Below are 6,229 nucleotides of genomic sequence, written 5' to 3'. Positions count from 1 at the left end.
GCCACCGCGCCGGCCTCCCGCGCCCCGGCCCGCAGCCCGGCGCTGCGCCCGCTGGACAGGCGTGCGCTGCAGAAGACCGTCAAGTCCCTGGCCGCCGAACTGATGGTGCCGGGGGCCGTCGTCGTCCTGAAGACCCCCGAGGGGGATTTCAGCTTCGCCTACGGGACGCGGACTTACCACGGATCCGCCCCGGTCAGCCTGGCGGACCATGTCCGGATCGGCTCCCTCACCAAGACCTGGACCGGCACGGTGATCCTCCAGCTGGTCCAGGAAGGCAGGCTGAAGCTGGACGATCCGGTCGCGAAGTACCGCCGCGGCGTGCCTAATGGCAGGAACATCACCATTGCCCAGCTGCTGGACATGCGCAGCGGCCTGTACAGCTACAGCGAGACGCCGGAGCTGAACCAGACCCTCGACGGCCGGCCGCACAAGGCGTGGACGCCGGCGGAACTGCTGGCCCTGGCCTGGACCCAGAAGCCCTACTTCGCCCCGAACAACGGGTTCTACTACTCCAACACCAACGCCATCCTGCTGGGCCTGATCGCCGAGAAACTGGACGGCAAGCCGCTGGCCAGGATTTTCCAGGACCGCCTGTTCACCCCATTGGGGCTGACCGACACGGTGTTCGCCGCCCCGGAGTCGGGTGGCCTCCCCGCGCCGCATCCGCAGGGCTACATGTACGGCACCAACACCGAGACCCTGTACAGCCAGGGACTGCCGGTCTTCCTGCAGCAGGAGGCCAGGGACGGCTCGCTGAAACCCCACGATGTCACCGAGCTGAACCCGTCCTGGGTCTGGGCCGCCGGTGCCGGCATTTCCACCGCCGGGGACCTGGCCACCTGGGCCCAGGCCCTCGTCGCCGGGAACCTGCTTAACGCGCGGCTGCAGCACGCCCGGCTGGCCAGCACCGAGTCCCCGGATGCAGGCACCCTGGACATCGCCCGGTACGGCCTGGCCCTCGCCAAATTCGGCGGTCTCTACGGCCACGCCGGCGAACTGCCGGGATTCAGCACCTTCGCGGCCCATGACCCGGCCAACCACGTGACGCTGGTGGTCTGGGCCAACCTGGCCCCGGCCCCGGACGGCAGGAGCCCTGCCACCGCCATCGCCCGCGCCGTCGCCCGGCAGGTGTACGTCGGCCGGGCGGGGATGGAACCAGTTCAATGAGCGGGGCCCGCCCCGGTCCGTACGAGCAAGGAGCTGCAGCCGTGGGAACATTCCTCTGGTCCCATCCGTGGCGGACGATATTGGGCCTGGGCGTGGCCGCCGCACTCTTTACGGTGACCAGCTCCACCGGGCCGGGCCCCGCGCCGCCGGACCGGGGGTCCTCCACCGCCGTTATGCAGCCGACGGCGCAAGCGGACCGGGAGCCGGCCGCGGGAGACGCCGGGGATTCCGGCGACTCGGGGGACTCCGGGGGCTCCGGTGCCCGGAACAAGGACCTGGACCGGATCCTGCATGCCTCGATGACCCGGCACAACCTCGCCGCCCTCATCGTGCGCGTCACCAAGGAGGGGAAGGTCCTCTACGAGGGAGCCGCCGGCGAATCCATGACCGGGGTGCCGGCCACGCCGCAGATGCACTTCCGCAACGGGGCGGTGGCCTTCACCTACATGGGCACCATCCTGCTTCGGCTGGTCGACGAGGAGAAGCTGCACCTGCATGACAAGCTCTCGCAGTTCTTCCCCGACCTGCCGCATGCCGACGGCGTCACCTTGAAGATGCTCGCGAACATGACCGCCGGTTATGCGGACTATGTCTACCAGCCCGAGGTGCTCGACGGGATCTCCCGGGACCCGTTCCGGCAGTGGAGCACTGACGAACTGATCAGGATCGGCACCTCGAAGCCGATGATGTTCGAGCCGGGCACCAACTGGGGCTACTCGCACACGGACTACGCCATCCTGGCCCGGGTGCTCGAGAAGGCCTCGGGCAGCTCGATGGAGCAGCTGATGAAGACCCGCATCATTGATCCCCTGAAGCTGCGCCAGACCCAGAGCCTGTCCACGCCGGTGATACCGGAGCCGGTGCTGCACAGCTTCACCTCCGAGCGGCGCGAGGCCCTGGACATTCCGGCCGCGACGCCCTTCTATGAGGAAGCCACCTTCTGGAACCCCTCGTGGACCACCGTCGGCGGCGCCGTCCAGGTTTCCGACATCACGGACCTGACCACGTCCATCGCGGCGGTGGGGGAGGGCACCCTGCTCTCGAGCACCTCGCACAGTGCCCAGGTGTCCCCGGAACTGGCGGGCTTCGGCAAGGAGGCGCAGGACTGCCGGGCCTGCCGCGCCAACACCGAGGATGCCTCCTACGGGCTCGGCGTCATCCTGCGCGGGCCGTGGGTCACCCAGAACAAGCTCTTTGCCGGCGCCGGGGCGGCGGTCGGCTACCTGCCGTCCGAGAAACTGGCCATCGCGGTGGCGACCACGTATGCGCCGGGAGCCTTCGATGCGCAGGGCAACTACGTCGAGGCCGACGGCGCCATCCTCGCCGAGCTGGCGCAGGCGCTCGTCCCCGCCCAGCCGGTGCCGCAACCGGAACAGTAGCCGGCCCCGCGACAAGAACGACATGAGGAGGACGCAATGGCGGTCGCAGCCATCATGGAATTTCCGGAAGGAACCCTGGCGCAGTACGACGAGGCAATCCGGAAGCTGAATTTCACCCCGGGAGGTCCCGGCGCCGCCGGCGGGCTGTTCCACTGGGTGGCCCGAACCGGCAATGGCATCCGCATCACGGACGTCTGGCAGAGCCGGGAACAGTTCGAGGCCTACTACCGGGACCACGTCACCCCGGTCGCCTCCGAGGTGGGTCTGCAGTTCGGGGAAGTCACCCTCGTCGAGGTGCACAACTACCTCACGGCCGGCCCCTCCGCCTGACCCCCTCCCTTCCAAAAATCAGTCGGCCAATGTCCCCGTGGAGGGTTAATTGGCCGGCACCGGGACGGTCACCGCCGGGAGATCGTGAACGCGTCCCGGAAGGCGCCGCCGCCGGCGGGAACAAACGCGGCAGTCAGCTCGGTCCGCGTTACATGCACGTCCAGCAGCCCATGGGCCGGATTGGCATTCGTCGCGGAGTAGGCGGCGAAATAGGGTGCGTCCGGATCCTGCAGGTCGACGTCGCGCAGTTCCTTCCCGCCGGTGCCGACTGTGGCGAACACGGTGCCGGCGCCGGCGTCGAACGGGCCGGACTTGTCCCGGAGGCATGCGGCGGTCGCAGTGTCCGGGGCCAGCGCCGGACAGCCCGGCCCCGGGCCGAGCTGGTAGGTGCGCTGGTAGAGGTGCTCGTGCCCGTGCAGGACAAGGTCCACCTTTTTCTGCACCAGCAGGTTGGCCATGTCCTCACCCAGGTCGCAGTCGTACCTGCCAATGCTGTGGCACGGTTTGTGTGCACCTACCACCACCCAGGGAATGCCGGCGGTCCGGGCGGAGTCGATCGCGTCCGCCGTCCAGCGGTACTGCGGGCTGCCGGCCGTGTAGTCTTCATCGCTCGAATCCGGGTAGTCCAGCCCCGGGGAGATCATGACCAGCCGGAGCACCGGGTTGTCCCGGGGCACGTCCACGTACCACTGGCGCCCGTAGGTGCCGACCAGCCCGGGCAGCCGGTTGGGCAGGCAGCGGACGAACTCCCTGATGTCTCCGTCCCCGCCGTCGCTCTCGTGGTTGCCGGAGATGAGTTCGAACGGAAAGTCCGGCCCGAGCGCGGCCGTGACCAGACCGCACCAGTCGCGCTCGCTGGCTGTCTCGCCGTAGGAGAGATCACCCAGGGCCAGGCTCAGGTCCGGACGCAGCCGCGCGGTCTCGGCCAGGACCGCTTTGGTTTGCGCAGTGGCGGCGAAGTCGCCGGCCGCGGTGAAATGCACCGAGGACTCGGCCGGCGCCTGGGACGACGGCGGTCCGGACGATGCCGGAGCGGACGGCGCCGGAGCGGGCGAGGCGGTTGCGGACGGTTCCGCAAGGGAGCCGTCCGGAACCGCGGGGGCGCGCGGCGGCGCGACACAGCCGGCGAGCAGGCTTGCCGCCACGGCCAGGGCACCCAGACCGCGTGCGGACGGAGTCGGTTTCCACCCCATGCTCTTCCTTCCCCCACCCGCCGTGCCGGGAACGGCGTGGGCGGCGCTGGAACCCATTATGCGGGTGCGGCCGGGGTGCGTACAGGCTCGGCCCGCGGTTGGGGCACCGGGGCTCAGGTACGGCGCGGCGCAATGCTCAGCCCGCGCAGGATGCCGGAGAGCTGGTCCATGAACAGGTCCATCCGGGCGCTCTGCTTTTCGTTGATAAGCAGGGCGAAGATGTTGCGCGCCAGCCGGATCTCGGGCACGTCCAGCACCACCACGCCGGCAGTGCCGCGCTGCATGGCCAGTTCCGGTACCAGTGCCGCGCCAACGCCGGCCGCCGCCAGTTCCAGGCTGGCGTTGAAGTCGTCGCAGTAGGCGGCCACCCGCGGATGCAGGTTGCAGCTGGCAAACAGCCGCTCGATCACGGTGGCGTCGGAGGTTCCGGGATGGTGCATGATCCAGGGCATTTCCGCCAGCTGGGAGGCCGCGACCTCCGAACCGGCCCGGATGCCCCAGGATTCGGGCAGCACCACGCGGAAGTTGTCGTCGCCGATCCACTGCCGGCTCACGGTGTGCGGCCAGGCCAGGCCGCCCTGGCCCACCTGGTACACCAGCGCAATGTCCAGTTCTCCGCCGGCGCGCAGGCCCTGGATGGTCTGCGCCGGCTCGGCCACGAACACCTTCAGGTTCAGGCCCAGGTCCCGCCACGCCGGGGAACGCAGCAGCCGGGGGAGGGCATGGGTGGCGAGGCTGGGAAAGATTCCGAGCCGGATCTCCTGGTTGGTGTTTTCGTGCGTGCTGGCCGTGGCCGCCAGCAGCGCGTCGATGTCGGTGAGCACCTTGGCCGCATGGCGGGCCATGACGACGGCGGCTTCGGTGGGCTGCACGCTGCGCGCCGTGCGCTCGAACAGCTTGACGCCGGCTTCGCGCTCGAGGGCGGACATTTGCTGCGAAACCGCCGAGGCCGTGTAGCCCAGCTGCATGGCGGCGGCGGCGAAGGATCCCCTGCGGGTGACTTCCAACAGGGTGCGCAGATGGACCGGATTGACCATGTGCCAATTGAACCAGAAGAGGGCGGTCCGGGAGGGCGGGAAGCGACACGCCGAAGAAGCAGCGACACGGAGGTTTTTCAAATTGTGGGGAACCCGTCCACAGCGTGTGGACGACGCTCGGAAAGCTGCGGAAATCCGGGGTTTTCCGGGGCCCGGATATCCCCAGCGCCTGTGGACTCCGGGGGTGATAAATGACATACTTGTAATACATCATCTAGGGGTCCCGGACGGTCGCCTGCACTAGATGTAGTATTGACACAGCTGGAGGGGCACGGTCCGCCGGTTCCGCGGGAACACCGCGGAGTCCCTCGGAATAATTCAGACATTCGCATAGTTTCCCAAGGGGAAGAGGGATCATGACTGTCACGGTTTACACCAAGCCGTCCTGTGTTCAGTGCAACGCCACCTACCGGGCTCTTGACAAGAAGGGCATCGAATACCAAAGCGTTGACCTGTCCCAGGATCCTGCCGCCCTCGAGCGTGTCCGCGCCCTTGGCTACCTGCAGGCCCCCGTCGTCGTCACCGAACGGGACCACTGGTCCGGGTTCCGTCCCGACAAGATCGAGGAACTCGCCCAGCATGCCGCCGAGGTGGCCTGAACCCCCACGGAAGTAACGGAGGCATTCTCATGGCTGCTGTTCAGGTGGCCGAAGGCGCCATCCAGCATGGCCCGGGACTGCCGCCCGGCTCCAGCACCGAGGCCGCGCTGATCTATTTCTCCTCGGCCTCGGAGAATACCCACCGTTTCATCGAAAAGCTGGGGCTGGAAGCTGCACGCATCCCGCTCTACAGCAATGATGAAACGATTTATGCCCGCAGGCCCTTTGTGCTGATGCTCCCCACCTACGGCGGGGAGTCGGGCCGGAATGCCATTCCGCCGCAGGTGATCAAGTTCCTCAACCAGGAGCAGAACCGCTGCCTGCTGCGCGGAGTCATCGGGGCAGGCAATACGAACTTCGGTACGACGTACTGCCTGGCCGCGGACAAGATCGCGGCCAAATGCAAGGTACCCCGCCTGTACCGTTTTGAATTGATGGGCACGTCGGAGGATGTCGCCCGCGTAAAGAAGGGCTTGGAAGACTTTTGGACACGACAGTCGCAGACGCCGCAGTAGGTAAATCCA

General features: G+C 67.8%; 7 protein-coding genes. 5 read left to right on the top strand and 2 right to left on the bottom strand.

What is annotated here, in order from left to right; all coding sequences use genetic code 11:
• The 3 genes from ACFQ36_RS03630 to ACFQ36_RS03620 form a co-directional block, all read left to right on the top strand.
• The coding region (locus ACFQ36_RS03630) for a serine hydrolase domain-containing protein (protein WP_377010723.1) at positions 1-1,167 on the top strand (1,167 nt) is incomplete at its 5' end.
• Positions 1,168-1,208: 41 nt separating this feature from the next.
• Positions 1,209-2,546, top strand: a complete 1,338-nt coding sequence (locus ACFQ36_RS03625) for a serine hydrolase domain-containing protein (RefSeq protein WP_377010721.1) — start codon at positions 1,209-1,211, stop codon at positions 2,544-2,546.
• Positions 2,547-2,582: 36 nt separating this feature from the next.
• Entirely contained in the window at positions 2,583-2,876 is a 294-nt protein-coding gene (locus ACFQ36_RS03620; protein ID WP_377010719.1) for a hypothetical protein, read from the top strand.
• Positions 2,877-2,944: 68 nt separating this feature from the next.
• Here the strand turns inward: ACFQ36_RS03620 and ACFQ36_RS03615 are convergent, their stop codons facing one another.
• Together ACFQ36_RS03615 and ACFQ36_RS03610 are read right to left on the bottom strand one after the other, a co-directional pair.
• Positions 2,945-4,069 (bottom strand): metallophosphoesterase, encoded by a 1,125-nt coding sequence (locus ACFQ36_RS03615; RefSeq protein WP_377010717.1) that lies wholly within the window; start codon positions 4,067-4,069, stop codon positions 2,945-2,947.
• A 113-nt stretch (positions 4,070-4,182) separates the two neighbouring features.
• Entirely contained in the window at positions 4,183-5,106 is a 924-nt protein-coding gene (locus tag ACFQ36_RS03610; protein ID WP_377010715.1) for a LysR substrate-binding domain-containing protein, read from the bottom strand.
• A 356-nt stretch (positions 5,107-5,462) separates the two neighbouring features.
• Here ACFQ36_RS03610 and nrdH point away from each other — a divergent pair, with 356 nt between their 5' ends.
• Both nrdH and nrdI read left to right on the top strand, forming a co-directional pair.
• Complete coding sequence (gene nrdH, locus ACFQ36_RS03605; protein WP_377010713.1) at positions 5,463-5,705, top strand: glutaredoxin-like protein NrdH; 243 nt, start codon at positions 5,463-5,465, stop codon at positions 5,703-5,705.
• Positions 5,706-5,734: 29 nt separating this feature from the next.
• Positions 5,735-6,220, top strand: a complete 486-nt coding sequence (gene nrdI, locus ACFQ36_RS03600; protein ID WP_377010711.1) for a class Ib ribonucleoside-diphosphate reductase assembly flavoprotein NrdI — start codon at positions 5,735-5,737, stop codon at positions 6,218-6,220.
• Positions 6,221-6,229 lie beyond the last annotated feature (9 nt).

The organism is Arthrobacter sp. GCM10027362 (assembly GCF_042679445.1).
GTDB lineage: Bacteria > Actinomycetota > Actinomycetes > Actinomycetales > Micrococcaceae > Crystallibacter.
Note: the sequence above shows the minus strand (reverse complement) of the source record. Positions and strands in the feature narration are given on the sequence as shown.

What these genes read in the sequence shown, in the direction of transcription:
- ACFQ36_RS03620 (WP_377010719.1), top strand. Translation starts at nt 2,583, where the DNA reads ATGGCGGTCGCAGCCATCATGGAATTTCCGGAAGGAACCCTGGCGCAG.
- ACFQ36_RS03615 (WP_377010717.1), bottom strand. Translation starts at nt 4,069, where the DNA reads ATGGGGTGGAAACCGACTCCGTCCGCACGCGGTCTGGGTGCCCTGGCC.
- ACFQ36_RS03610 (WP_377010715.1), bottom strand. Translation starts at nt 5,106, where the DNA reads ATGGTCAATCCGGTCCATCTGCGCACCCTGTTGGAAGTCACCCGCAGG.
- nrdH (WP_377010713.1), top strand. Translation starts at nt 5,463, where the DNA reads ATGACTGTCACGGTTTACACCAAGCCGTCCTGTGTTCAGTGCAACGCC.
- nrdI (WP_377010711.1), top strand. Translation starts at nt 5,735, where the DNA reads ATGGCTGCTGTTCAGGTGGCCGAAGGCGCCATCCAGCATGGCCCGGGA.